Here is a 24,220-nt window from a genome sequence, read left to right as displayed (position 1 = left end):
GGCGGTACGGGAATCCCGTACCGCCCCTTCACGTGCCGTCAGAGCGCCTTCGAACGTACCTGCCGTCAGAGCACCTTGGACAGGAAGGCCTGCGTCCGCTCGTGCTGCGGGTTGGTCAGGACGTCGCGCGGATTGCCCGACTCGACCACCACGCCGCCGTCCATGAAGACGAGGCTGTCGCCGACCTCGCGGGCGAAGCCCATCTCGTGGGTGACGACGACCATCGTCATGCCGGACTCGGCGAGGTCGCGCATGACGTCGAGGACGTCGCCGACCAGCTCCGGGTCGAGGGCCGAGGTCGGCTCGTCGAAGAGCATCAGCTTCGGGTCCATCGCCAGCGCCCGGGCGATGGCCACGCGCTGCTGCTGGCCGCCGGAGAGCTGAGAGGGGTAGTTGCCCGCCTTGTCGGCGAGGCCCACCCGCTCCAGGAGCTGAGCGGCGCGCTCCCTGGCCTGGGCCTTGCTCGTGCCCTTGACCTGGATGGGCGCCTCCATGACGTTCTCCAGCGCCGTCATGTGCGGGAACAGGTTGAACCGCTGGAACACCATGCCGATGTCCCGGCGCTTCAGCGCGACCTCGCTGTCCTTGAGCTCGTACAGCTTGTCGCCCTTCTGGCGGTAGCCGACCAGCTCGCCGTCGACGTACAGCCGACCGGCGTTGATCTTCTCCAGGTGGTTGATGCACCGCAGGAACGTCGACTTGCCGGAGCCGGAGGGGCCGATGAGGCAGAAGACCTCGCCGGTCTGCACTTCCAGGTCGATGCCTTTGAGGACCTCTACGAGCCCGAAGGACTTGTGGACGCCTTCGGCCTTCACCATGGCGGTCATGCGGTACCTCCCGCCGACGGACGGTTCGACAGGGACAGCAGGTTCGCCCTGATCTTCTGGAACGGAGTCGCCGGCAGGCTGCGGGTGGAGCCCCGGGCGTAGTACCTCTCGAGGTAGTACTGGCCGACGCTGAAGACCGACGTCAGCAGCAGATACCAGGCGGCGGCCAGGAACAGCATCTCGGCCGGGGCCCCGGAGGTCTGGCCGATGTCCTGGGCGACGCGCAGCAGCTCGGAGTACTGGACGACGGACACCAGCGAGGTCGTCTTCAGCATGTTGATGACCTCGTTGCCCGTCGGCGGCACGATCACGCGCATCGCCTGCGGGATGACGATCCGGCGCAGCGTCTTGGCGTGGCTCATGCCGAGCGCGTGCGCCGCCTCGGTCTGGCCCTCGTCGACCGCGAGCAGACCGGCGCGGCAGATCTCCGCCATGTACGCGGCCTCGTTGAGACCCAGGCCGAGCAGCGCCGTCAGGAACGGGGTCATGAACTGCGACCACTCGTCCTTGTAGATCGGCCCGAGGTTGATGTACTCGAAGACCAGGCCCAGGTTGAACCACACGATGAGCTGGACCAGGACCGGGGTGCCGCGGAAGAACCAGATGTAGAACCACGCGATGGACGAGGTCACCGGGTTCTTCGACAGGCGCATCACCGCCAGCAGGATGCCGCCGACGACGCCGATCAGCATGGACAGAACGGTCAGCAGGAGCGTCTTGCCCACACCGCTGAGGACGCGGTCGTTGAAGAAGTAGTCCGGGATCGCACCCCAGTTGATCCTGCCCTGGGAGAACGCGTACACGATGCCGCCCAGCAGGGCGAGCGCGACGACGGCGGAGACGTACCGCCCGTAGTGGCGGACCGGGATGGCCTTGATCGCCTCCGGGCCGGCCGGCGGAGTGTCCGCCGGTCCGTCCGTCTTGTCGATGTCAACAGTCACGGGTGTTGCCTTTCAGTGCCCGCTGTTTCGGCGCGGTCACTTGCCGCCGTTGATGGTGGCTTCCTTCACGGCGCCGTCCTCGACGCCCCACTTCTTGATGACCTTGTCGTACTCGCCGTTCTCGATGATCGCGTCCAGGGCCGCCTTCAGGGCGTCCCGGAGCTGGGTGTTGTCCTTGGCGACCGCGATGCCGTACGGCGCGGCCTCGACCTGCTCGCCGACCAGCTGGAAGTCGTTGCCGCCACCGGAGGTCTTCACGGCGTACGCGGCGACCGGGAAGTCGGAGGAGCCGGCGTCCGCGCCGCCCGCGCGCAGGCGGGTCTGGGCCTGCTGGTCGTTGTCGAAGGCCTCGATGGAGATCGTCTTACCGCCGGTGCACTTCTTGGCCTCGGACTTCGCCAGGTCCTCGGAGACCGTGCCGCGCTGCACCACGATCTTCTTGCCGCACAGGTCCGACCAGGTCTTGATGTCGGTGTTCTTGCCCTTCTGGGTGTAGATCGAGACACCGGCGGTGAAGTAGTCGACGAAGTCGACGCCTTCACCGACCTTCTTGCCCGTGTCCGAGTCGATGCCCTCCTGGCGGTCCTTCGTGTCGGTCATCGCGGACATGGCGATGTCGTAGCGCTTGGAGCGCAGACCCGTGATCAGGCTGTCGAAGGTGCCGTTCTCGAACTCGAACTTCACGCCCAGCTGCTTGCCCATGGCGTCGGCGAGGTCGGGGTCGATGCCGACCGTCTTGCCGGAGCTGTCCTTGAACTCGACCGGCGCGTACGCGATGTCCGAGCCGACCTTGATGACGCCCTTGTCACGGATCGCCTTGGGCAGCTTGTCGGCGAGCGGAGCGGCCGCCGTGGCGGTGCCGGTGCTGTCCGAGCCGCTGTCCTTGGTCTGGTCACCGCAGCCGGTGAGAATCAGTGCGCCTGCGACCGCGATCGAGCCGACCGCTGCCAGCCGGGAGCGTGCGGCGGTCGTACGACGGGTGGAGCGTGCGGTCATGGTGGGTTCCTCCGGCGGATGGGTGGAGTTGCCGATGGGGACGGCGCTTGTCGATGAGGTTCGGCAGGCGCCTTTGTTTCCTAGGTCGACGAGAGCACACGCCTTCGAGTGTCGCGACCTCGTGTGATTACGGCATCTTGCCATTCGGACTGAGCCATTCAGGGCGCCCGCCATGTCAAAATCGGATAACGGGTGACCCCCGAACCGCCTCAGGTCGGTACATCCTGACCGCACCTTCTACGGGAATCAGCCCTTCCGGCCGGAAGATCTTCGGTGCATCTCAGGATGTGGATCAGTCCGACGTGCGCTTTGCGCTTATTCATGACTTCTCTGTTCTTCGGTGTCGATTGTCCGCTTATTTGGCCACGAATCGCACCGCTGTCGTCGCCGGGTCGTGTCCGATTCGTGTTGTCCGTATGCGTGTTTCCCTTCTCGTCATGTGATCTTGCAGATATTGGACTCGTCGTCGGTACCGTCCGTCCGGTAAGAAGGTTCTTTACACCCCTCATCCGGGGCTCAGGGCGCGTGTGCGGCGCGCCCATCGCGTATGACCCGTACGCATCAACAGATCGGGGCATGCGCGGTCCCGCCCACCCCTCACCAGGAGTGGCCACCCTCAACCAATGAAGATTTAAGGGGTAAAACAAAGTGGCAGCGGAGATCGTCAATCCTCGCAGCGACAGCAGTACGGATCAGGACGGCGGGGCCGAGCCCCTGGATTCCTTCGATCCGGCGTTCGCGCTGCACCGCGGCGGCAAGATGGCCGTGCAGGCCACCGTGCCGGTCCGTGACAAGGACGACCTGTCCCTCGCATACACGCCCGGCGTCGCGCGGGTGTGCACCGCGATCGCCGAGCAGCCGGCACTCGTCCACGACTACACGTGGAAGTCGTCCGTCGTGGCCGTGGTCACCGACGGCACGGCCGTGCTCGGGCTCGGGGACATCGGCCCGGAGGCCTCCCTTCCCGTGATGGAAGGCAAGGCGATTCTGTTCAAGCAGTTCGGCGGCGTGGACGCGGTCCCGATCGCGCTCGACTGCACGGACGTCGACGAGATCGTCGAGACGGTGGCGCGCCTCGCCCCGTCCTTCGGCGGTGTCAACCTGGAGGACATCTCGGCGCCGCGGTGCTTCGAGATCGAGCGGAAGCTCCAGGAGCGGGTCGACATCCCGGTCTTCCATGACGACCAGCACGGTACGGCGGTCGTGACGCTGGCGGCCCTGCGGAACGCCGCGCGGCTGAGCGGGCGGGCCATCGGGGACCTGCGGGCCGTCATCTCCGGCGCGGGCGCCGCCGGTGTCGCCATCGCCAAGATGCTGGTCGAGGCCGGCATCGGTGACGTGGCCGTCGCGGACCGCAAGGGCGTCGTCTCGGCCGACCGGGACGACCTGACGCCGGTCAAGCGGGAGCTCGCCGGGTTCACCAACAAGGCCGGCATCACCGGGTCGCTGGAGGCGGCTCTGGAGGGTGCGGACGTGTTCATCGGCGTCTCCGGCGGTACGGTCGCGGAGTCGGCGGTGGCCTCCATGGCCAAGGGCGCGTTCGTCTTCGCCATGGCCAACCCGAACCCCGAGGTGCACCCCGACGTCGCGCACAAGTACGCGGCGGTCGTGGCGACCGGGCGGTCCGACTTCCCGAACCAGATCAACAACGTCCTCGCGTTCCCCGGCATCTTCGCCGGTGCGCTGCAGGTGCGGGCCTCCCGGATCACCGAGGGTATGAAGATCGCGGCGGCGGAGGCGCTGGCCGGTGTGGTCGGGGACGACCTCGCCGCGGACTACGTCATCCCGTCGCCCTTCGACGAGCGGGTGGCTCCGGCGGTCACGGCGGCGGTTGCGGCTGCGGCCCGGGCTGAGGGCGTTGCCCGACGCTGAGGCGAGTTTCGGTTGAGTGGCCCCGTCCGGTGGTTGGGCGGGGTCATTTTTTTGCCCGCGGGTTGGGCTGTCGGGGTGGTTCCAGCGGGTGCCTCCGGCGGTGGGGGCGCGCCGGTGATGCCTGCGGCGCCTGTGCCCACGGTCGCAGCTGCGGGCGGTCGTGCCCACCCCGTCGCGCCGGGCTGTGCACCCACTTGCGCCCAGCCCCCACGCCGGGCGCCTTGGCAAGAGGGCGTGTCTCACAGGGGGCTGTGGTTCCGTCGGCCGGTGGGGAAGCCTATCGTCAAGGTCATGTTCGCTGTCTATGCCGCCCGAATCGACCGCGACCAGCCGCTTTCCGGACTGGAGTCGGGGGAGCGGCCGGCCCCTGAGGTCCGTCCCGGCTGGAGCGCCGTCAAGGTCAAGGCCGCCTCCCTCAACCATCACGACCTGTGGTCACTGCGGGGCGTGGGCCTCGCAGAGGACAAGTTGCCGATGATCCTCGGATGCGACGCCGCCGGCGTCGACGAGGACGGCAACGAGGTCGTCCTGCATTCCGTGATCGGACAGAGTGGGCACGGGGTCGGGCCGAAAGAACCTCGTTCCATCCTCACCGAGCGGTATCAGGGCACGTTCGCGGAGCAGGTCGCCGTACCGACCTGGAACATCCTGCCCAAGCCCAAGGAGCTCTCCTTCGAGGAGGCCGCCTGTCTGCCGACCGCGTGGCTGACTGCCTATCGGATGCTGTTCACGAACGCGGGGGTGCGGCCCGGCGACTCCGTGCTCGTGCAGGGCGCCGGGGGTGGCGTGGCCACCGCTGCCATCGTGCTCGGGAAGGCCGCGGGGCTGCGTGTCTTCGCCACCAGCCGGGACGAGGCCAAGCGCAAGCGTGCCCTGGAGTTGGGGGCGGTGGAGGCCCTGGAGTCGGGGGCTCGGCTGCCGCAGCGGGTCGATGCCGTGATCGAGACCGTCGGTGCCGCCACCTGGTCGCACTCCGTCAAGTCGCTCAAGCCGGGCGGCACGCTGGTCATTTCCGGTGCCACCAGTGGTGACCGGCCCTCGAACGCCGAGCTCACACGGATCTTCTTCCTGGAGCTGAAGGTGGTCGGTTCCACGATGGGCACCAAGGACGAGCTCGAGGACCTGCTCTCCTTCTGTGCCGCCACCGGGGTGCGGCCTGTGATCGACGAGGTGCTTCCCATGGACCGGGCCCGGGAGGGCTTCGAGCGGATGGAGTCGGGGGAGCAGTTCGGGAAGATCGTGCTCACCAACTGAGCTTTCTGCTGTCGGTACGTACGGCGGGTTCGGGGCTTTGCCTCGGACCCGCCGTTCGTTTGTCAACTGGGGTTGACGCGAGTCGGCGTGTCAACTTACGTTGACATCATGACCGAAGCAACAGATCTCGCCGAGCGGGCGGGAGACCGCGATCCGCGGATCGGACTGCGGGCGGTTGCGGCGCTGCGCCGGCTGCTGGAGCAGTTGGAAGCGGTGCAGGTGCGCAGCGCGCGCAATCAGGGGTGGTCCTGGCAGGAGATCGCCGCTGAACTCGGGGTGAGCAGGCAGGCCGTGCACAAGAAGTACGGGAGGCGTTGATGTTCGAGCGGTTCACGAAGGATGCCCGTGCCGTGGTGACGGGAGCCGTCGAGCTGGCCGAGAGGGGTGGGGCGCAGACCGTCGATGCCGAGCACATGCTGCTCGCGTTGCTCGATCGGGAGGGGAGTCGGGCCTCGTTCGCGCTCGCCGCGCTCGGGGGCGGGGAGTGGTTGGAGTCGGTGCGGGGGGCGCTGGACGAGGCTCGGCGGCGGGGCGGGTTGTCGCAGGCCGAGGCGGAGGCACTGGCCGGGCTGGGGATCGATGTGGGGGAGATCGTCGCCCGGGTGGAGGAAGTGCACGGGGCCGGGGCGTTGTCCGGCGACGTCAAGGACAAGGGGTGGTGGTCGGGGCGACGGTCGTTCGGCCGGGGTGCCAAGGACGTGCTGGAGCGCTCACTGCGTATCGCCGTCGCCCGACGGGACCGGCACATCGGTGATGAGCACATCCTCCTCGCCCTGACCAGCCGCCCCGGCGTACCCGCCGAGGTTCTCGCCGATCACGGCGTGACCTACGAGTCCGTCACCCGGGTGCTGTACGGCGGCGGAGAAGCCGGCCAGGCCAAGGCCGGCTGACGGGTCGGGGTGTGCCGGCGGGGGTCGGTCGGGTCCTGGTCGGTGGGTGCGTTGCCGGGGCGCCGACGAGGGCCCAGGGCCGCCGACGAGGTCCCTGGGCCGTCGGCTGAGGTGGTTGCCGTGCCGCCCAGGGGCCGGTGTCAGGGCTTCGGTGTGCGCAGGAGCGCTCCGATGTGTGCCGCCGCCGTCGACAAGTGGCGGCGGGCGTCGCGGAGTTGGTCTGTCGTCACGCCGTGGTCCCTTGCCGCGTCGCGGATGTCGTCGCGGAAGCGGTCGAGCAGGCGGTCCAGGTCGCGGGCCGGGTCGCCGCTGGAGGGCTCGTGGGCCCAGCTGGGTTCGTAGTCGGCGGGGAAGTCCTCCGGGGTGTCGGAGTAGTCGGGATGCTGCCGTGCCGACTTGGGAGCCCCTGTGTCCTGGCGGCCGAAGCCGAAGTCCCGGCCGAACTCCTTCCCGAAGTCCTTGCCGAAGTCGCCGAACTCCTTGGCCAGTTCCGTCAGGCCCTCCCGGACGCCCGTCGGCCAGTCACCGCGCACGAAGTGGTCCTGCACGTGTTCCTGGACCCGGCGGGCGATGCGCTGGACCTCCTCCTGGGCCTGCGCCCGGGCGCGGTCCTGTGCCTCCTTGGCCTGGCGTCGGGCACGCTGGGCCTCCTCGCGGGCGCGGCGGCTCTCGTCCTTGGCGCGGCGGGCCTGTTCCTTCCACTCCTGCTTGGCGCGGCGCATCTCCTCCTTGGCGGCGCGCCACGCCTCCTTGTCGGTGTACTCCGAGAAGTCGCCGAAGGGGGCGTCCGCCTTGGCGCCGTTCCCCTGGCGGGCCTCGGACGCCGCCGCCCGCATCTCGCGCCGCAGGTCGCCCGCCGCGCCGCGCACATCGGCCCGGATCTCGGCGGCGAGTTCGGCGACCGACTCCCTGATCTCCAGCTCCAGGTCGGCCAACTCGCCGCTGCGGTCGGCAAGTTCCGCGCGGCCGGCGTCCGTGATGGCGTACACCTTGCGGCCGCCCTCGGTGGTGTGGGTGACCAGGCCCTCGGCCTCCAGCTTGGCCAGGCGGGGGTAGACGGTGCCGGCCGACGGTGCGTACAGCCCCTGGAAGCGCTCTTCGAGGAGGCGGATCACCTCGTAGCCGTGGCGCGGGGCCTCGTCCAGCAGCTTCAGCAGGTAGAGACGGAGGCGGCCATGGGCGAAGACGGGGGGCATGTCAGAGCACCTTCTTGTCGGTCGTGCCGTCGGCCGGGGCGTGGGGCGGGGCGTCGGTCGGGTGATCGCCCTGGCCGGAGACGGAATTGTCCCCCGAGCTGTGCTGTGTGCCGCTCACCGGGTCGGCCGTCGGGTCCGCGGCGGGCTCCGGCTCCTCCCATGCCTCCGCCTCCCACGGCTCGTCCTCCTTGGGCGGGCGGCGCAGCAGGGCGATCGAGCCGGAGACGGTCGTCGCCCGGAGCTTGCCGGTGCCGGCGCCCAAGCGGCCGGTGACCTTGTGGGCGCCCCACTGGCCGTGGACCCGGAGGCCCTCGAAGGCGTTGGAGATCGTCCCGCTCGCGGTGTTGGCCTCGACGTCCGCGTCCGCCGGGGCCGGCAGGCGGATGGCGATCTCGCCGGAGACGCTGGTCAGCCGGACGTCGGTCGGGCCGTCCGGGTCGAGGTCGACGATCATGGAGCCGCTCACCGAGTCGGCCTTCACGGCGGAGCCGGAGCCCTCGACGACCGTGAGATCGCCGGAGACGGAGTTGAAGCGGAGGTCGCCGGTGACGGCCTGCGCCTCCAGGTTCCCGGAGACGGTGTCGGCGCGGACCGGGCCGGAGAGCCCGACGAGAGTCGTGTCGCCGGTGACGCCCTTGACGACCGACGGGCCCTGGATCCCCGAGACCACCGCCCCGGCGCCGACCACGCCCACCTCGACGCGGGTGTCGGCCGGCACCGCCAGGGAGACCACCGCGCTGCGCCGCCAGCCCTTGCGGTCGAGCCACTTGAGGAAGCCCTTCCAGGGCAGGTCGTCGTACGCCACCGTCAGTGTGCCGCCCTGTTGGGTCACCACCAGGGGTGGGCCCTCGATCTCGGAGACCTCCAGGCGGGCGGAACCTTCGTCCGTCCCCACGACGTTCACCGTTCCGTTGACGATGCGCACCTGGAGCTCGCTCACCGGCTCGTCGAAGGTGAGCTTCCTGGGCTCTGCTACGGACCACTCGGACATGTGCGGACCTCCTGGGCGACCGGGCGCGGCCGCACGGGCCGGACCTGAACACGACACGCCATATCGCGTCTTCTGCTAAACACGATATATCGCGGACGTCCAAAGTCAAGGCACTCGTTCTGGTGATCACAAATCACGTGAGGTGGACAAACCGGCCTAGCGTGTTCTCATGTCGACGGAAGAATCCAGGACCGCCCGCCGGGGCCGCCGTCCCGCCTCGGGTGCCCTGCTGCTCTGCCGCGCGGAGCCCGAGTCCGTCGCCTCCGCCGCCCAACTGCTGCGCGAGCCCATGCTGCTCGCGCCGGCCGGCGGTGAGTGGAGCGTGCTCGTCCCCGAGGGCCGGCCCTGGCAGGAGGGCGGCGAACCGGTCGACCGCGTCCTCACCGGCTGGGCCACCGCGCTGGCCGTCGGCACCTCCTGGCCCGTCCTCGCCCTCTGGTGGGACGCCGACCGCGCCGGATACACCCTCGCCTCCGGCTTCCGCCGCCCCGTCGGCTACATCTGGCTCGCCAACGGCACCCCGGTCGGCGAGGACGAGGCCATGCGTACCTTCGCCGGCCGGCTCGGCCTCGATCCGGTCCTGGACATGCAGTCCCTCGACGAGCTGACGCACCCCGACTCCGCGGCCGACGCACGGGCACGCATGCGTGGCCTCATCGCCGTCCTCACGCGCGCGGGCGTCTCCCTGCCCGACGGCCTCACCCCCGGCGACAGCGCCGACCGCCTCCACGAGGCCGCCCGCGGCCAGCCGCACGTCCGGATCGAGTGGTCCGGCTGGCGCGACGCCTTCCGCGCGGAACTCGACGCCGTCGAGGGCGGCCGCCTCGGCCCCTGGCTCCCCTGGGCAGGCGGCCCCAAGGCCCACGCGCTCGCCCTCGCCCAGGTGGCGGCCGGCCTGCCCCTCGCGGCCTGGGGCCTACGGCACCGCAGCGGTGGCTGGATCGTCGCGGGCGCGGTCCTGCTGGCGCACGGCGCGCTGGGGCTGGCGTACGAGGCGGTGCGGCCGCTGGACTGACGGTGCGGTGACGCGTGCGCTGTCTGCTGTGCCGACGGTGCGGTGACGCGTGCCGTCCCTGGACTGACGGTGCGGTGACGCGTGCCGTCCCTGAGTTGACAGTGCGGTGACGCGTGCCGTCCCTGGACCGACGGTGCTGCGACGCGCCGTCCGTCCGCTGGACCTACCGTGTGACGACGTGTATGCCGCCGGGCGGGCATCCGGCGTGCCACGCCCGCTGGACCGTAGGCCGACCGGACAGCCGTACAACGCGAAGGGCGCCCCGTATCAGGGCGCCCCGACAGGAGACGTCCGCCAGGGACGCCTCGCGCGCGGCCCCCCTCACGCCGAGGGGCCGACGACCGGTCCGCTACACGTCGTCGTCCTCGTCGTCCAGCCGGGCCAGCCACGTCGCCAGACGCTCCACCGGTACCTCGAAGTCCGGGTTCAGGTCGACGAAGGTGCGCAGCTGCTCGGCCAGCCACTCGAAGGTGATCTCCTCCTCGCCGCGCCGCTTCTCCAGTTCTTCGATGCCTCGGTCGGTGAAGTACATGCAGTGAGGATATGTCCTGCCCGCCACGCGTGCGTGCCCGGCCCAGGACGCGCGCGAGGTGCCGTCCGGCCCGTGGAACCCTGCGACTCGGCGGTGTGGCTGGCGAGTTGGCCGTGGACGCCGGAAGGCCCGGTTCCCTGTCGCATGGACGGGGAACCGGGCCTTCCGTTCAAGCCGGTTCAGAGGCTCGAGTCCGGATCGGGGACTCAGCCCCGATCAGAGACTCAGGCCTCGAACACCTCACGCACCAGCTGCTCCTGCTCGGCCTGGTGCCGCTTGGCGGAACCGACGGCCGGGGACGAGGAGTGCGGACGGGAGATGCGGCGCAGGCGCTCGCCGTGCGGGACGTCGGCGCCGACCGCCAGGTCCAGGTGGTCGATCAGGTTGAGCGCGATGAACGGCCACGCGCCCTGGTTCGCCGGCTCCTCCTGGGCCCACAGGTACTTCTCGGCGTTCGGGTACTTGGCGATCTCGGCCTGGAGCTCGGCACCCGGCAGCGGGTACAGGCGCTCGATGCGGATGATCGCCGTGTCCGTGACGCCGCGCTTCTTCCGCTCGGCCTCGAGGTCGTAGTAGACCTTGCCCGCGCAGAAGACGACCTTCTTGACGGCGGCCGGGTCGACCGACGCGTCGCCGATGACCGGCTGGAACTGCCCGGTCGTGAACTCCTCCGCCTTCGACGCCGCGGCCTTCAGACGCAGCATCGACTTCGGGGTGAAGACGACCAGCGGCTTGTGGTGCGGGTTGTGCACCTGCCAGCGCAGGAGGTGGAAGTAGTTCGACGGCGAGGTCGGCATCGCGACCGTCATGTTGTTCTGGGCGCAGAGCTGGAGGAACCGCTCCGGGCGGGCCGAGGAGTGGTCCGGGCCCTGGCCCTCGTAGCCGTGCGGGAGGAGCAGGACCACACCGGAGGTCTGGGCCCACTTCTGCTCGGCCGACGAGATGAACTCGTCCACGACCGTCTGGGCGCCGTTGACGAAGTCGCCGAACTGCGCCTCCCACATCACGAGTGCGTTCGGCCGGGCCAGCGAGTAGCCGTACTCGAAGCCCATGGCCGCGTACTCGGACAGCAGGGAGTTGTAGACGTTCAGCCGCGCCTGGTCCTCGGAGAGGTACTGCAGCGGCGTGTACTCCTCGCCCGTCTCACGGTCGATGATGACCGCGTGGCGCTGGCCGAACGTACCGCGCTGCGAGTCCTGGCCCGCCAGGCGGACCGGGACGCCCTCGAGCAGCAGGGAGCCGACCGCGAGGGTCTCGCCCATGCCCCAGTCGATGGTGCCGTCCTCGACCATCGACGCCCGGCGCTGCAGCTGCGGCAGCAGACGCGGGTGGACGGTGATGTGGTCGGGGATGTTGACCTGGGACTCGGCGATCCGCTTGACGGTCTCCGTGCTGACGGCGGTGCTGACGGCGACCGGGAACTCGGCCTGCGGGTCCGAGGGCACCGCGGCGGCCGGCTGCGAGGTGGCCTCGCGGACCTCCGTGAAGACCTTCTCCAGCTGGCCCTGGTAGTCCTGCAGCGCCTGCTCGGCCTCTTCCAGGGTGATGTCGCCGCGACCGATGAGGGACTCGGTGTAGAGCTTGCGCACCGAGCGCTTCTTGTCGATCAGGTCGTACATCAGCGGCTGGGTGAAGGCCGGGTTGTCCGACTCGTTGTGACCGCGGCGGCGGTAGCAGATGAGGTCGATCACCACGTCCTTGTTGAACGCCTGGCGGAACTCGAAGGCCAGGCGGGCCACGCGGACCACGGCCTCCGGGTCGTCGCCGTTCACGTGGAAGATCGGGGCCTCGATCATGCGGGCCACGTCGGTGGCGTACATCGACGAGCGCGAGGACTCGGGCGCCGCGGTGAAGCCGACCTGGTTGTTGATGACGATGTGAACCGTGCCGCCGGTGCGGTAGCCGCGCAGCTGCGACATGTTCAGGGTCTCGGCCACCACGCCCTGGCCCGCGAAGGCCGCGTCGCCGTGGATCGCCACCGGCAGGACGGTGAAGTCCGTGCCGCCCTTGTTGATGACGTCCTGCTTGGCGCGCGCGACGCCCTCCAGGACCGGGTCCACCGCCTCCAGGTGGGACGGGTTCGCGACCAGGGAGACCTTGATCTGCTCGCCGTCGAGGCCGGTGAAGGTGCCCTCGGCGCCCAGGTGGTACTTCACGTCTCCGGAGCCGTGCATCGACTTCGGGTCGAGGTTGCCCTCGAACTCGCGGAAGATCTGCGCGTACGACTTGCCGACGATGTTCGCCAGGACGTTCAGGCGGCCGCGGTGGGCCATGCCGATGACGACCTCGTCGAGACGGGACTCGGCGGCCGAGTCCAGCACCGCGTCGAGCAGCGGGATGACGGACTCGCCGCCCTCCAGGGAGAAGCGCTTCTGGCCGACGTACTTCGTCTGCAGGAAGGTCTCGAAGGCCTCCGCCGCGTTCAGCCGGCGCAGGATACGCAGCTGCTCCTCGCGCTCCGGCTTGGTGTGGCCGCGCTCCACACGGTCCTGGATCCACTTGCGCTGCTTCGGGTCCTGGATGTGCATGAACTCGATGCCGGTGGTGCGGCAGTACGAGTCGCGCAGCACGCCGAGGATGTCGCGCAGCTTCATCAGGGACTTACCCGAGAAGCCGCCGACCGCGAACTCACGCTCCAGGTCCCACAGGGTGAGGCCGTGCTCGGTGATGTCCAGGTCTGGGTGCTTGCGCTGGCGGTACTCCAGCGGGTCGGTGTCGGCCATGACGTGGCCGCGGACCCGGTAGGAGTGGATCAGCTCGAAGACACGGGCGGCCTTGGTGACGTCGTCGTCGTGCGAGGCGTCGATGTCCTTGAGCCAGCGGACCGGCTCGTAAGGAATGCGCAGGGCCTCGAAGATCTCGTCGTAGAAGTTGTTCTCGCCGAGGAGGAGGTTCGCGACCTGGCGCAGGAACTCGCCGGACGCGGCGCCCTGGATGACGCGGTGGTCGTAGGTCGACGTGAGCGTCATGACCTTGGAGATGCCCAGCTTGTTGAGCGTGTCCTGGGACGTGCCCTGGAACTCCGCCGGGTAGTCCATGGAGCCGACGCCCATGATGACCGACTGGCCGGGCATCAGACGCGGCACGGAGTGCACGGTGCCGAGGCCGCCCGGGTTGGTCAGGGAGACCGTGACGCCGGTGAAGTCGTCCATCGTCAGCTTGCCGTCACGGGCGCGGCGGACGATGTCCTCGTAGGCCTGCCAGAACTCGAAGAAGTTCAGCGTCTCGGCCTTCTTGATGGCGGCCACGACGAGCTGGCGGTCGCCGTTGGGCTTCACCAGGTCGATGGCCAGACCGAGGTTGACGTGCGGCGGCTTGACCAGCGTCGGCTTGCCGTCCTTCTCACCGAAGGACCAGTTCATCGACGGCATGGCCTTGATGGCCTGCACCATCGCGTAGCCGATCAGGTGCGTGAAGGAGATCTTCCCGCCCCGGGCGCGCTTCAGGTGGTTGTTGATGACGATGCGGTTGTCGAAGAGCAGCTTCACCGGGACCGCGCGGACCGAGGTGGCGGTCGGCAGCTCCAGCGAGGCGTTCATGTTCTTCGCGACCGCGGCTGCCGGGCCGCGCAGCGTGATCAGCTCCGGGCCGTCGGCGGGCGCGGCGGGCTCGGCCTTCTTCGGCTGAGCGGGCTTCGCGGCCGGGGCGGCAGCGGCGGGCTTCGCCGGCGCCGGAGCGGCGGCCGCGGGCTTCGGAGCCGCGGGGGCCGGCGCGGGAGCGGCAGGCGCGGCCGGGGCCGCCGGGGCGGCAGGGGCCGTCTGAGCCGTGGTGGTGTCTGCGGCCCCCGCGGCCGCAGTACCCGCCGGAGCCGAGGCGGCAGCCGCCCCCGGCTTGTAGTCGGCGAAGAAGTCCCACCAGGCGCGGTCTACCGAATTCGGGTCCTGGAGGTACTGCTGATAGATCTCGTCGACGAGCCACTCGTTCGGACCGAACGCGGCAGCGGGGTTCTTGCCCGCTTGGTCTGCGTCGGTCGAGATGCTCGATGCGTTACTGGGGGACTGTGGCGACACGGCGGCAACCGCCCTCTTCCGCTTCACAAGGTGATGGACAGCGGGAATAAAGGCTACGCCTCCATGGCCGGGAAGGTGAGGCCGAGCAAGGTCATCGTCGTGTAAGTCACATCGAACTGCGTGTTTCGTGCCTGGAAATGGCGGGAAACAAGCGTGGTTCCGGTTCAGATGGCTTCAGATGGGAAGGCGCGACCGCGACCCGGTACGCCGAAGGCGCGGGCCTGTACCTGATCACACGTGTCCGTCAGCCAGGACAGACGCGGATCTTGGGGCTCCGCTTCGAACTTTACGTCAACTTGGTACGGATGGCTGCCCTGGAAGCGTGACAAGAATCCGGCAACCCCGCTCGGATTCGGCCACGCCGATCCGGCCGCCGTGCAGATCGACGGCCCAGCGCGCGATCGCCAGGCCGAGGCCCGTACCGCCGTCGCTGCCCGGCCCGTGCGGCCGGCTCACGGCGCCCCGGTTGAACCGCTCGAAGACCCGGTGCCAGTCCGACCGCGGAATGCCCGGCCCCTCGTCCAGGACCTCCAGCACCAGCGACTCCGGATAGGTTCCGCGCCGCGCCTTGACCGTCACGCGGCCGTGCGGCGGGCTGTGCTTGATCGCGTTGTCGATGAGGTTGGCGACGACCTGGTGGATGCGCTCGGGGTCGGCGTGCGCGGTCAGCTCCGGCGGCGAGACGTCGAGGTGCAGATGGACGTCCGTACGGGTGTGGCTGCCGGAGCCCGACGCCATGCCCCCGCGCGCGGAGGCGACCATGTTGGCCTCCTTCAGCACGCCGGACAGGTACGGCCACACCTCGAAGCGCCGCATGCGCAGCGGTACGACGCCGTTGTCCAGGCGGGAGAGGTCGAGCAGCGTCTCCACGAGCCGGCCCAGCCGCTCGGTCTGCTTCAGCGCCGTGCGCATGGTCTCCGGGTCGGCCTCGGCGATGCCGTCGACCACGTTCTCCAGGACGGCCCGCAGGCCCGCGATGGGGGTGCGCAGCTCGTGCGAGACGTTCGCCACGAGCTCCTTGCGCTGCTGGTCCTGGGCCTCCAGCTCGTCGGCCATGCGGTTGATCGTCTCGGCCAGGTCGCCCAGCTCGTCCCGGCGGTTCTCACGGACCCGGCGGGTGTAGTCGCCGTGCGAGATGGACCGGGCCACCGCGTTCATCTCGTCCAGCGGCGCGGTGAGCGAATGCGCCACGAACTGCGTAATGAGCAGTGTGGCGATCATCGAGAAGACCGTGATGAAGCGCAGCTCCGTCTGGGTGCGCACCGCGATCACCGACAGCCCTGTGGTGATCAGGACCGCGATGACGACCAGCGCGCCCAGCTTGGTCTTGATCGAGAACGGACGTACGCCGCCCCAGGGCTCCCCGGGGCCTCTCCGCGCGGCCGGCCCGTCGCTCATGGCGTCGGTGTCTCCAGGGCGTAGCCCACGCCGTGCACGGTACGGATCCGCTCGGCGCCGATCTTCCGGCGCAGCGCCTTGATGTGGCTGTCGACGGTGCGGGTGCCGGAGGCGTCCGCCCAGTCCCACACCTCGGCGAGCAGCTGCTCACGGGAGAGCACCGCGCGCGGGGTGTTCGCCAGGCACACCAGGAGGTCGAACTCGGTCGGCGTGAGGTGAACATCCTCACTCCGGACCCGTACGCGCCGCTGCGCGTGGTCGATCTCCAGCTCGCCGAGCCGCAGGATGCCCGACCGCGGCGTGGTGGCGGCCAGCGCGGCCCGCTCCACGCGGCGCAGCAGCACGTGCACGCGTGCCGCCAGCTCCCGCATCGAGAACGGCTTCGTCATGTAGTCGTCGGCGCCGACACCGAGCCCGACCAGCATGTCGGTCTCGTCGTCGCGCGCGGTCAGCATCAGCACCGGCACCGGCCGCTGGGCCTGCACCCGGCGGCAGACCTCCAGGCCGTCGAAGCCCGGCAGCATGATGTCGAGGATCAGCAGGTCGGGCTGCCAGGCCTCGGCCGTGTCGACGGCCGCCGGACCGTCACCCGCGGTCTGCACGAGGAATCCCTCGGCGCGCAGGCGGGCCGCGATGGCGTCCACGATGGTCGGATCGTCCTCGACCACGAGGACCCGGCGCTGAGCACCAGGGGTCGCCGCCGTGCCGTTGTGGGAGGTGTGTGTCTGCTCCATCGCCCGCCCCAAAGTTGCTTTCCGGAATCCGTGGGGTGATTCCTACTGACTGGCTATGCCTGCGCATGCTTGCGATTGACGCTTGAATGATCCGCGTCAGAGAAGCAGAGTACGGGGAGTCACCGCGCCAGGGCTATCCAGGTCGGACGGCGAGGTGCACGACGTCCGGAACGCCCCGGGCAACGGGGATCTCTTCGGTACGCACCTGTTGGAATCCGGCATTACGCAAGGTTTCTTCGAATTCCGGAGAGGGCTGGGCCGACCATACGGCCAGTACCCCGCCGGGCCTCAACACCCTTGTGCAGCCTGCCAGTCCGGCGGGTGAGTACAGGCTGTCGTTGCCCTCGGTGACGGTCCAGTCGGGGCCGTTGTCGATGTCTAGACACAGTGCGTCATACGTGGCGGATGTCTCATGTACGTACGTCACGAGATCCGTTTCCAGAATCTTGGTGCGCGGGTCGGCGAGCGCACGGGCGGAGAAGTCGGACAACGGCCCGTCGAGATGCCAGCCGATAATCGCCGGCTCGCGCTCGACGACGGTGATCCGTCCCGGGCGGGGATCGGACGCGGCGTGTGCGAGCGAGAACCCCACGCCCAGCCCGCCGATCAGCACGTCGGGCTCCGGCCTGCCGACCAGCGCGTCGAGCGCGGCGTCGACGAGCAGCCGCTCCGAACGCCCGTCGGAGGTGTCCATCAGGAAGCAGCCGTTCGCGACGATCTGGAGCAACTCGCCGTGCCGCCGCAACACGACCTCGCCATAGGGGCCTTCGCGACGGTCCAGTACTTCGGGGATGTCGTACGAAGTGGGCATCCGGCCATCCTGGCAGCTCCCGCACGGCGGGCCGAGGGAATTACCTCGCAGGGTGAGCCCGTGAAGAAGGCTGACGCGCGGGCTTCTTGAGAGGTTGCTGAGAATCGGCTTCCGCGTGGCGTCGGTCACAGACACGGCTGGGTGGCGAGTCAAGGGTGAGGGAAAGGGAAGGAGCGCCTCACCTTGAAACGGACTGCGGCTGAGGATGCGACGGGCCCGACTCCGGAGCCCGCCTCTTCGAGCGCGGCCGCTCCTTGCGCCGACGCGTGCTTCCCGGACGTCGCCGGGCTGCTGGACGCGATGCCGCGGCAGCGCGGACCACTGACCGCCGCCGCGCCGCCTACGACGCCGCCGCCGGCGCCGGTTCGCGGTGAGACAAGTGCGCTCGCGACCAGCACGCCTACGACGAGCACGCCTACGACGAGCACGCCTACGACGAGCGCGCCTACGACGAGCGCGCCTACGACGAGCGCGCCTACGACGAGTGCGCCCACGACCAGCGCGCCGAGGACCAGTGCGCCCCGAGCCCGGTCCTTCCACCCCGGGCATCTGCTCCCCGCCCCCACCGGCACGCCGTTCACCTTCGCCTACGCCGCCGTCCTGACCGTCACCTCGCTGTTCGCCACGTACGCCGACCCCGCCCTCGTCCACGCCCTGCACCAGGGCTCCAGCACCGATGTGGCGCACCTCGTGCGGACGCCCGTGCTGGTGCTGCTCGCCAGCGCGTCGTGGGTCGCGGGCGGGATCGTGGCGCCGTACACGCTGTGCTTCCTGCTCGTACTCACCGCACTGGAGCGGCGGATCGGCGGCGCCCGCACGGCCGTCGTCTTCCTGTGCGGGCACGTCCTGGCCACCCTCGCGACCGAGGTCCCCGTGGGGCTCGCGGTCCTGGCCGGCCACCTCCCCGACAGCTCGCTGCACCGCCTCGACTACGGCATCAGCTTCGGCGTAGCGACGAGCATCGGCGCGCTGGCCGGGCTGCTGCGGCCGTGGCTGCGGTGGCCGATGCTGGTGCTGTTCGGCGGGCTGCTGATCCAGGACCTGCTCACTCTCGCCGACCCGCTGACCAGTTGGGGGCATCTGATCTCCCTGGTCGTCGGGGTCGGGATGTGGCCGGTGGTGCGACGGTGGGGCGCCTCGGGGTCGGTCGCCCCGACGGTCCGCAGCAGCCGGCCGTCCTGAGACGCGCGGAGCGCCCCCGACCACGCCTGGTGCGGGAAGGTCCCCGCTCCGGCAACCGTTTCACGGGTGGCACGTCCATCCGGGCCGTCCGCCGCCGCCCTCGAAGCCCCAGGTCACAGGCCGTTGAGAGCGTGATCGCTCACAGCGAACGGCGGTCGGGGAACATTCAAGGTCTCCCGTGCATTGAGTCGGCATAACTCAACTTGACTGCCGAAGGGGAGATCATGGGTTCGACGTCCACACCGCTCACCCTGCCTGTGCTGCCGCTCGACGACGAGGTCGTGCTGCCGGGGATGGTGGTCCCGCTGGACCTGAGCGACGCCGATGTACGTGCCGCGGTGGAGGCCGCGCAGGCCGCCGCCCGCTCGGAACCCGGCAAGCCGAAGGTCCTCCTGGTGCCACGCATCGACGGCACCTACGCGAGCACCGGGGTGCTCGGCACCGTCGAGCAGGTCGGCCGGCTGGCCGACGGTGACCCGGGCGCCCTGATCCGCGGTCGCGGCCGGGTGAAGATCGGCGCCGGGACGACCGGGCCGGGTGCGGCGCTGTGGGTCGAAGGCGCGCGGCTCGACGAGAAGGTTCCCGAGCCGCTGCCCGGGCACGTCGCCGAACTGGTCAAGGAATACAAGGCCCTCGCCACCGCCTGGCTGCGCAAGCGCGGCGCCTGGCAGGTCGTCGACCGCGTCCAGGCCATCGACGACGTCTCCGCACTCGCCGACAACGCCGGTTACTCGCCCTTCCTGACCACCGAGCAGAAGGTGGAGCTGCTGGAGACCGCCGACCCGGTGGCCCGCCTGAAGCTCGCCACCCAGCAGCTGCGCGACCACCTCGCCGAGCAGGACGTCGCCGAGACCATCGCCAAGGACGTCCAGGAAGGCGTCGACAAGCAGCAGCGCGAGTTCCTGCTGCGCCGTCAGCTGGAGGCCGTCCGCAAGGAACTGCGCGAGCTGAACGGCGAGAAGGAGGGCGAGGAGTCCGACGACTACCGCGCCCGCGTCGAGGCCGCCGACCTGCCGGAGAAGGTCCGCGAGGCCGCGCTCAAGGAGGTCGACAAGCTGGAGCGGTCGAGCGACCAGTCGCCCGAGGGATCGTGGATCCGTACGTGGCTCGACACCGTCCTCGAACTGCCCTGGAACGAGCGGACCGAGGACGCCTACGACATCCAGGGCGCCAAGGAGATCCTCGACGCCGAGCACGCCGGCCTGGAGGACGTGAAGGAGCGGATCACCGAATACCTGGCGGTGCGCAAGCGCCGTAGCGACCGGGGGCTCGGTGTGGTCGGCGGGCGGCGCGGCGGCGCTGTGCTGGCCCTCGTCGGCCCGCCCGGCGTCGGCAAGACCTCGCTCGGCGAGTCCGTCGCCCACGCCATGGGCCGCAAGTTCGTCCGCGTGGCCCTCGGCGGCGTCCGGGACGAGGCGGAGATCCGCGGCCACCGGCGTACGTACGTCGGCGCGCTGCCCGGCCGGATCGTGCGGGCCATCAAGGAGGCCGGCTCGATGAACCCGGTCGTGCTGCTCGACGAGATCGACAAGGTGGGCTCGGACTTCCGCGGCGACCCGGCGGCGGCTCTGCTGGAGGTGCTGGACCCGGCCCAGAACCACACCTTCCGGGACCACTACCTGGAGGTGGAGCTGGACCTGTCGGACGTGGTCTTCCTGGCCACAGCCAACGTCCTGGAGGCCATCCCTGAAGCCCTGCTCGACCGTATGGAGCTGGTCCGCCTCGACGGCTACACCGAGGACGAGAAGATCGTCATCGCCCGCGACCACCTGCTCCCGCGCCAGCTGGAGCGGGCCGGCCTGGAAAGGGACGAGGTCGCCATCGACGAGGGCGCCCTGCGCAAGCTCGCCGGCGAATACACGCGCGAGGCGGGCGTGCGCAACCTGGAGCGGTCCATCGCGAGGCTGCTGCGCAAGGTGGCGGCCAAGCACGAACTGGGCGAGCAGGAGCTGCCGTTCACCATCATGGACGGCGACCTGCGCGGCCTGATCGGCCGGCCGCACCACGTGCCGGAGTCGGCGCAGGATCCGGCCGAGCGGCGTACGGCCGTCCCGGGCGTCGCGACCGGTCTCGCGGTGACCGGCGCCGGCGGTGACGTGCTGTTCGTGGAGGCGTCGCTGGCCGACCCGGAGACGGGCGCGGCGGGCCTGACGCTGACGGGCCAGCTGGGTGACGTGATGAAGGAGAGCGCCCAGATCGCGCTGTCGTTCCTCCGCTCCCACGGCGCCGAACTCGAACTGCCGGTGGCCGACCTGAAGGACCGGGGCGTGCACATCCACTTCCCGGCGGGCGCGGTGCCGAAGGACGGCCCCAGCGCGGGCATCACGATGACGACGGCGCTCGCGTCGCTGCTGTCGGGCCGCCTGGTCCGCACGGACGTGGCGATGACGGGCGAGGTGTCGCTGACCGGCCGGGTGCTCCCGATCGGCGGCGTCAAGCAGAAGCTGCTGGCGGCCCACCGCGCGGGCGTCACCACCGTCATCATCCCCAAGCGCAACGAGCCCGACCTGGACGACGTCCCCGCCGAGGTGCTGGACAAGCTCGACGTCCACGCCGTCACCGACGTCCGCCAGGTCCTGGAACTGGCCCTGTCGCCGGCCACCAACGGCGCGGCGCCGGAGGTTCCGGTCGCGGCGTGACGACGTAGTCCAATAGCGGGCTCCGCCCGCGGGGACCGGACAGGCAAGGCCCGGGTTTTCGTGAGGGAGGCCCGGGCCTTCACCGTGCGGCAGGCCTTGACGGCCGTCCGTCAGGCCTGTCCTGCCGCAGGTCAGCCGTTCGCCAACGCCTGCACTCGGTCCAGCGCCCCGTTGAACTTGTTGTGGTCACCGACCGTCGGTCCCGAGGACGTGTACTGCCACATCGTGTAGTAGCTCCAGCCCGCCGGCAGTTCCCCCACCGTGGAGGCGTACCTGGCGATCCACAGCGGGTTGGCGGAGGCGAAGCCGCTGTAGTTGCCGGTGCACTGCTTCCACCAGCTGGTGGCCGTGTAGATGACGGCGTCGCGGCTGGTGCGGGCCTTGTACCGGTTCAGGAAGTCGCGGATCCAGGTGACCATCGCGCTCGGGGTCTTGCCGTAGCAGTCGTCGCCGTACGGGTTCCACTCGATGTCGAGGACGCCGGGGAGGGTCTTGCCGTCGCCGGACCAGCCGCCGCCGTGGTCGACGAAATAGTTGGCCTGGGTTGCTCCATTGGTGGTGTCCGGGGTGGCGAAGTGGTAGGCGCCGCGGATCATGCCGACCTTGTAGGAGCCGTTGTACTGCTGGGTGAAGTACGGGTTCGTGTAGTACGTCCCCTCGGTGGCCTTCGTGTAGGCCCACTTGACCCCGCTGGTCCAGAGGGTCGACCAGGCGACATCGCCCTGATGGCTGGAGACGTCCACGCCTTCCGTCTGGGCGGCCAGGAGGCCGGAGGGGAGGCCGTGCACGCCGTCGTGGGCCGCGACGCCCATGCCCATGTGGGCGGAGCCGCGGACCGGGATGTCGTCGTCGGCGGATGCGGGGGAGGGCTGTGTGGCCAGAGTGAGGGCGAGGACGGCGGCGAGCAGGAGCCCGGTGAGATGCGGGCGCCGGGGGCGGAGCGGTTCGGGTCTGTGCACGGGCATAGCGTGCCTCCGAAGGCTCGGTGGTGCTCGGTGGGGAAACGCGGGGCACGGGGGGTGGCGGCTGTGGCGTGCGCATGCCAGTCAAGCCTCAGGTAGAGAAGCCAGGCAGGGAGAAGCGCAGGTGGAGGGGGGTCCGGAGGCTGCCTTTGGTCTGAGCCTGCGAAATACTGGCGGAGCAGCGGCGATGACGGCGGTCGGCGGAAACTTTCAGGAACGGGAAACGCGAGGCAGGGGCTGACGTGCACGAAGAGGGAAGCGGCGACGGGCGGCGAGTCGAATCCGGGGGCGCCCCCTCTGGGGCCGCGTCCGGTGGCGGTATGGACCAGCCTGAATTCCTCGACCTGGAGCGCGAGTTGACGGTGCTGTTCCGGCGTGCCCGGGCCAAGCAGGGCGAGATGGCGCGCGCGGTCCATCCGGACCTGGAGTCGGCGGCGTACGGCCTGTTGGTACGGCTGGGTGAATCCGGGCGCCAGCGGGCCACGGAGCTCGCGGCCTACATCGGCGTAGGCAAGGCCACGATGTCGCGCCAGCTGCGCGCACTGGAGGACCTCGGCCTGGTCGCCAGGGAGCCGGACCCCGCGGACGGGCGGGCCTGGCTGGTGCACCTCACGGAGGAGGGGCGGGGCCGGGTCGAGAAGGTGCGCGAGGCGCGGCGGGCCCGGTACGTCGAGCAGCTGTCCCACTGGGACCGGCATGAGGTCGCGGAGCTGGCGCGGCTGCTGAACCAGCTGAACCGGGGGATGGAGAAGTAGGCCTGCCGGGCCGTTCAGTCTCCTGCCGGCGGCTCACGGCGCCGCGTACACGGCGGCTCACAGCTGCGCGTACACGACCGTCGCGTCGTCGTGCGTCTTGCTCCGCCCCAGATACGTCCGCTCCTCGGCGTCGGCCAGTTCCAGCGCGCGCACGCGATCCACCAGCGCCCGCGCCCCCTCCTTCCGTACGAACGTGAAGCAGTCCCCCCAGTCCCCCTCCCGGAACTTCTCCACCCATCGCGTCGCCCCGTCCGTCAGCCCGACCAGCGTCCGCACGTCACCCCGCGCCAGCACCCCCGTGATCGCCCGCGCCGCCACCGACGGATCCGCGGCGGCCGTGAAGAAGCCGCCCTCCTTGTTGCGGATGTGCGCGTCGATCAGCGCGTCCGTGGCCAGGGACGCCCGCGGCAGGCGCGCGAGGCGGTCGTCCAGGCAGGGCGTGATCGTGCCGTCCGCCGACTCCACCAGCAGCGCCGAGTCCGACAGGACCAGGTACTCCACGGTCTCCGCCGACCACCGCGCCACAGCCACTGTTGCCTGTGGGGTGCGTGGGTGAGAAAGGTCACAGGTTTCGCCATGGGCCTCAGCGGTACGTGCGATGGCGCGGGCCAACGCGTCGGTGAGGGGAACATCAGGGAGTGAAACGGTCAGTTCGGTCAGGGCTCCGCCGAGTCGTGCGGTGAACCAGGGCACGGAATGCAGACAGCCCGTCTCACCCCTCGGCGGGGTCACTCCGTCCAGGACCACCAGCGCGCCGCCCTGTCCCGAGGCGGGAAGAGCGACACTCGCGAAGTCCTCGTTGGGGCGGACCGGATCGCCGGGCTCCGAAACAAGCTCAGTTCGCATCCGGCCAGTCTGCACGAGGCCTTCACAAGGTTCGCAAAGGGGCTCCATCGGTTGCCGAATGGGTGCAGTCGCGCAGGTCAGACGCCTGATTTGGGGTGGAATGGCTGGCTCCGGCAAGGCGTGGCGGCGAATACTGCCATCGCCTGCCGCCGACGTCCAACCGGCCCGCCGCGCAAGGTGCATGGACGCGCCAGAGGAACTTGCCCGCCAACTCCCCTCCGGGGTTCACTCCTTCGGGTGGCGGGTCAGGTGATGCGCGGCCGTTGCCCACCGGCACTGGGAGGGTCGGGAACCGGTGAGGGCACCCTCTGCTCGAGCGCTGCATCCATCAGCGAGCTCCGCTCGCGGGCGCGAGCTTGGGGGAGGGGT

20 protein-coding genes are annotated in these 24,220 nt (G+C 70.0%); 8 read left to right on the top strand and 12 right to left on the bottom strand.

Annotation, left to right across the window (positions count from 1 at the left end; all coding sequences use genetic code 11):
- Positions 1 to 65: 65 nt before the first annotated feature.
- Genes ACZ7L6_RS10820 through ACZ7L6_RS10810 form a run of 3 tightly spaced genes read right to left on the bottom strand, consistent with a single transcriptional unit; the run spans position 66 to position 2,764 of the window.
- A complete protein-coding gene (locus tag ACZ7L6_RS10820; RefSeq protein WP_471922143.1) occupies positions 66 to 827 on the bottom strand; it encodes an amino acid ABC transporter ATP-binding protein in 762 nt (253 codons plus the stop codon).
- The gene (locus ACZ7L6_RS10815; protein WP_471922140.1) at positions 824 to 1,768 is read right to left on the bottom strand and encodes an amino acid ABC transporter permease; all 945 of its coding nucleotides are present in this window, start codon (positions 1,766 to 1,768) and stop codon (positions 824 to 826) included. The genes ACZ7L6_RS10820 and ACZ7L6_RS10815 overlap by 4 nt, the downstream gene beginning before the upstream one ends.
- Positions 1,769 to 1,804: 36 nt before the next feature.
- Entirely contained in the window at positions 1,805 to 2,764 is a 960-nt protein-coding gene (locus ACZ7L6_RS10810) for an ABC transporter substrate-binding protein (protein ID WP_471922136.1), read from the bottom strand.
- 648 nt (positions 2,765 to 3,412) lie between these two features.
- Between ACZ7L6_RS10810 and ACZ7L6_RS10805 the strand changes: the two genes are divergently transcribed.
- From ACZ7L6_RS10805 to ACZ7L6_RS10790, 4 genes are all read left to right on the top strand, one after another.
- Complete coding sequence (locus tag ACZ7L6_RS10805) at positions 3,413 to 4,636, top strand: NAD(P)-dependent malic enzyme (protein WP_471922132.1); 1,224 nt, start codon at positions 3,413 to 3,415, stop codon at positions 4,634 to 4,636.
- Between the two features lie 291 nt (positions 4,637 to 4,927).
- Positions 4,928 to 5,890 carry a zinc-binding dehydrogenase gene (locus ACZ7L6_RS10800; RefSeq protein ID WP_471922128.1) on the top strand — a complete coding sequence of 321 codons (963 nt, stop codon included), beginning with the start codon at positions 4,928 to 4,930 and terminating at the stop codon, positions 5,888 to 5,890.
- A 108-nt stretch (positions 5,891 to 5,998) separates the two neighbouring features.
- A complete protein-coding gene (locus tag ACZ7L6_RS10795) occupies positions 5,999 to 6,208 on the top strand; it encodes a helix-turn-helix domain-containing protein (protein WP_030952466.1) in 210 nt (69 codons plus the stop codon).
- A complete protein-coding gene (locus ACZ7L6_RS10790) occupies positions 6,208 to 6,780 on the top strand; it encodes a Clp protease N-terminal domain-containing protein (RefSeq protein WP_471922124.1) in 573 nt (190 codons plus the stop codon). Before ACZ7L6_RS10795 ends, ACZ7L6_RS10790 begins: the two co-directional genes overlap by 1 nt.
- A gap of 140 nt (positions 6,781 to 6,920) precedes the next feature.
- Here ACZ7L6_RS10790 and ACZ7L6_RS10785 read toward each other — a convergent pair whose 3' ends face one another.
- The gene (locus tag ACZ7L6_RS10785; protein WP_471922121.1) at positions 6,921 to 7,976 is read right to left on the bottom strand and encodes a PadR family transcriptional regulator; all 1,056 of its coding nucleotides are present in this window, start codon (positions 7,974 to 7,976) and stop codon (positions 6,921 to 6,923) included.
- Position 7,977: 1 nt separating this feature from the next.
- Entirely contained in the window at positions 7,978 to 8,967 is a 990-nt protein-coding gene (locus ACZ7L6_RS10780) for a DUF4097 family beta strand repeat-containing protein (RefSeq protein WP_471922118.1), read from the bottom strand.
- Positions 8,968 to 9,136: 169 nt separating this feature from the next.
- Between ACZ7L6_RS10780 and ACZ7L6_RS10775 the strand changes: the two genes are divergently transcribed.
- On the top strand, positions 9,137 to 9,982 hold the full coding sequence (locus ACZ7L6_RS10775; RefSeq protein ID WP_471922115.1) for a hypothetical protein: 846 nt from the start codon (positions 9,137 to 9,139) through the stop codon (positions 9,980 to 9,982).
- Positions 9,983 to 10,331: 349 nt separating this feature from the next.
- On the opposite strand, the gene ACZ7L6_RS10770 is transcribed toward ACZ7L6_RS10775, so the two are convergent.
- The 5 genes from ACZ7L6_RS10770 to ACZ7L6_RS10750 all read right to left on the bottom strand — a co-directional run bounded on the left by ACZ7L6_RS10770 (position 10,332) and on the right by ACZ7L6_RS10750 (position 17,467).
- Entirely contained in the window at positions 10,332 to 10,514 is a 183-nt protein-coding gene (locus ACZ7L6_RS10770) for a DUF6104 family protein (RefSeq protein ID WP_003997970.1), read from the bottom strand.
- A 224-nt stretch (positions 10,515 to 10,738) separates the two neighbouring features.
- Positions 10,739 to 14,524: a multifunctional oxoglutarate decarboxylase/oxoglutarate dehydrogenase thiamine pyrophosphate-binding subunit/dihydrolipoyllysine-residue succinyltransferase subunit gene (locus tag ACZ7L6_RS10765; protein ID WP_471922111.1), complete on the bottom strand. Its 3,786-nt coding sequence runs from the start codon at positions 14,522 to 14,524 to the stop codon at positions 10,739 to 10,741.
- A 291-nt stretch (positions 14,525 to 14,815) separates the two neighbouring features.
- Complete coding sequence (locus tag ACZ7L6_RS10760; RefSeq protein WP_433047535.1) at positions 14,816 to 15,922, bottom strand: sensor histidine kinase; 1,107 nt, start codon at positions 15,920 to 15,922, stop codon at positions 14,816 to 14,818.
- Complete coding sequence (locus ACZ7L6_RS10755; protein WP_003997964.1) at positions 15,919 to 16,656, bottom strand: response regulator transcription factor; 738 nt, start codon at positions 16,654 to 16,656, stop codon at positions 15,919 to 15,921. The genes ACZ7L6_RS10760 and ACZ7L6_RS10755 overlap by 4 nt, the downstream gene beginning before the upstream one ends.
- Before the next feature lie 133 nt (positions 16,657 to 16,789).
- A complete protein-coding gene (locus tag ACZ7L6_RS10750; RefSeq protein WP_471922108.1) occupies positions 16,790 to 17,467 on the bottom strand; it encodes a spermidine synthase family protein in 678 nt (225 codons plus the stop codon).
- A gap of 183 nt (positions 17,468 to 17,650) precedes the next feature.
- Here ACZ7L6_RS10750 and ACZ7L6_RS10745 point away from each other — a divergent pair, with 183 nt between their 5' ends.
- Both ACZ7L6_RS10745 and lon read left to right on the top strand, forming a co-directional pair.
- Entirely contained in the window at positions 17,651 to 18,649 is a 999-nt protein-coding gene (locus ACZ7L6_RS10745; RefSeq protein ID WP_471922106.1) for a rhomboid-like protein, read from the top strand.
- A 224-nt stretch (positions 18,650 to 18,873) separates the two neighbouring features.
- A complete protein-coding gene (lon, locus tag ACZ7L6_RS10740) occupies positions 18,874 to 21,288 on the top strand; it encodes an endopeptidase La (protein ID WP_471922103.1) in 2,415 nt (804 codons plus the stop codon).
- Between the two features lie 131 nt (positions 21,289 to 21,419).
- Here the strand turns inward: lon and ACZ7L6_RS10735 are convergent, their stop codons facing one another.
- Positions 21,420 to 22,253: a lysozyme gene (locus tag ACZ7L6_RS10735; protein ID WP_471922100.1), complete on the bottom strand. Its 834-nt coding sequence runs from the start codon at positions 22,251 to 22,253 to the stop codon at positions 21,420 to 21,422.
- A 239-nt stretch (positions 22,254 to 22,492) separates the two neighbouring features.
- On the opposite strand from ACZ7L6_RS10735, the gene ACZ7L6_RS10730 reads away from it, so the two are divergent.
- On the top strand, positions 22,493 to 23,005 hold the full coding sequence (locus ACZ7L6_RS10730; protein WP_471922098.1) for a MarR family winged helix-turn-helix transcriptional regulator: 513 nt from the start codon (positions 22,493 to 22,495) through the stop codon (positions 23,003 to 23,005).
- A 57-nt stretch (positions 23,006 to 23,062) separates the two neighbouring features.
- Here the strand turns inward: ACZ7L6_RS10730 and ACZ7L6_RS10725 are convergent, their stop codons facing one another.
- Entirely contained in the window at positions 23,063 to 23,851 is a 789-nt protein-coding gene (locus tag ACZ7L6_RS10725; RefSeq protein WP_471922096.1) for a hypothetical protein, read from the bottom strand.
- Positions 23,852 to 24,220 lie beyond the last annotated feature (369 nt).

The organism is Streptomyces sp. NPDC107522 (genome assembly GCF_055657525.1).
Note: the sequence above shows the minus strand (reverse complement) of the source record. Positions and strands in the feature narration are given on the sequence as shown.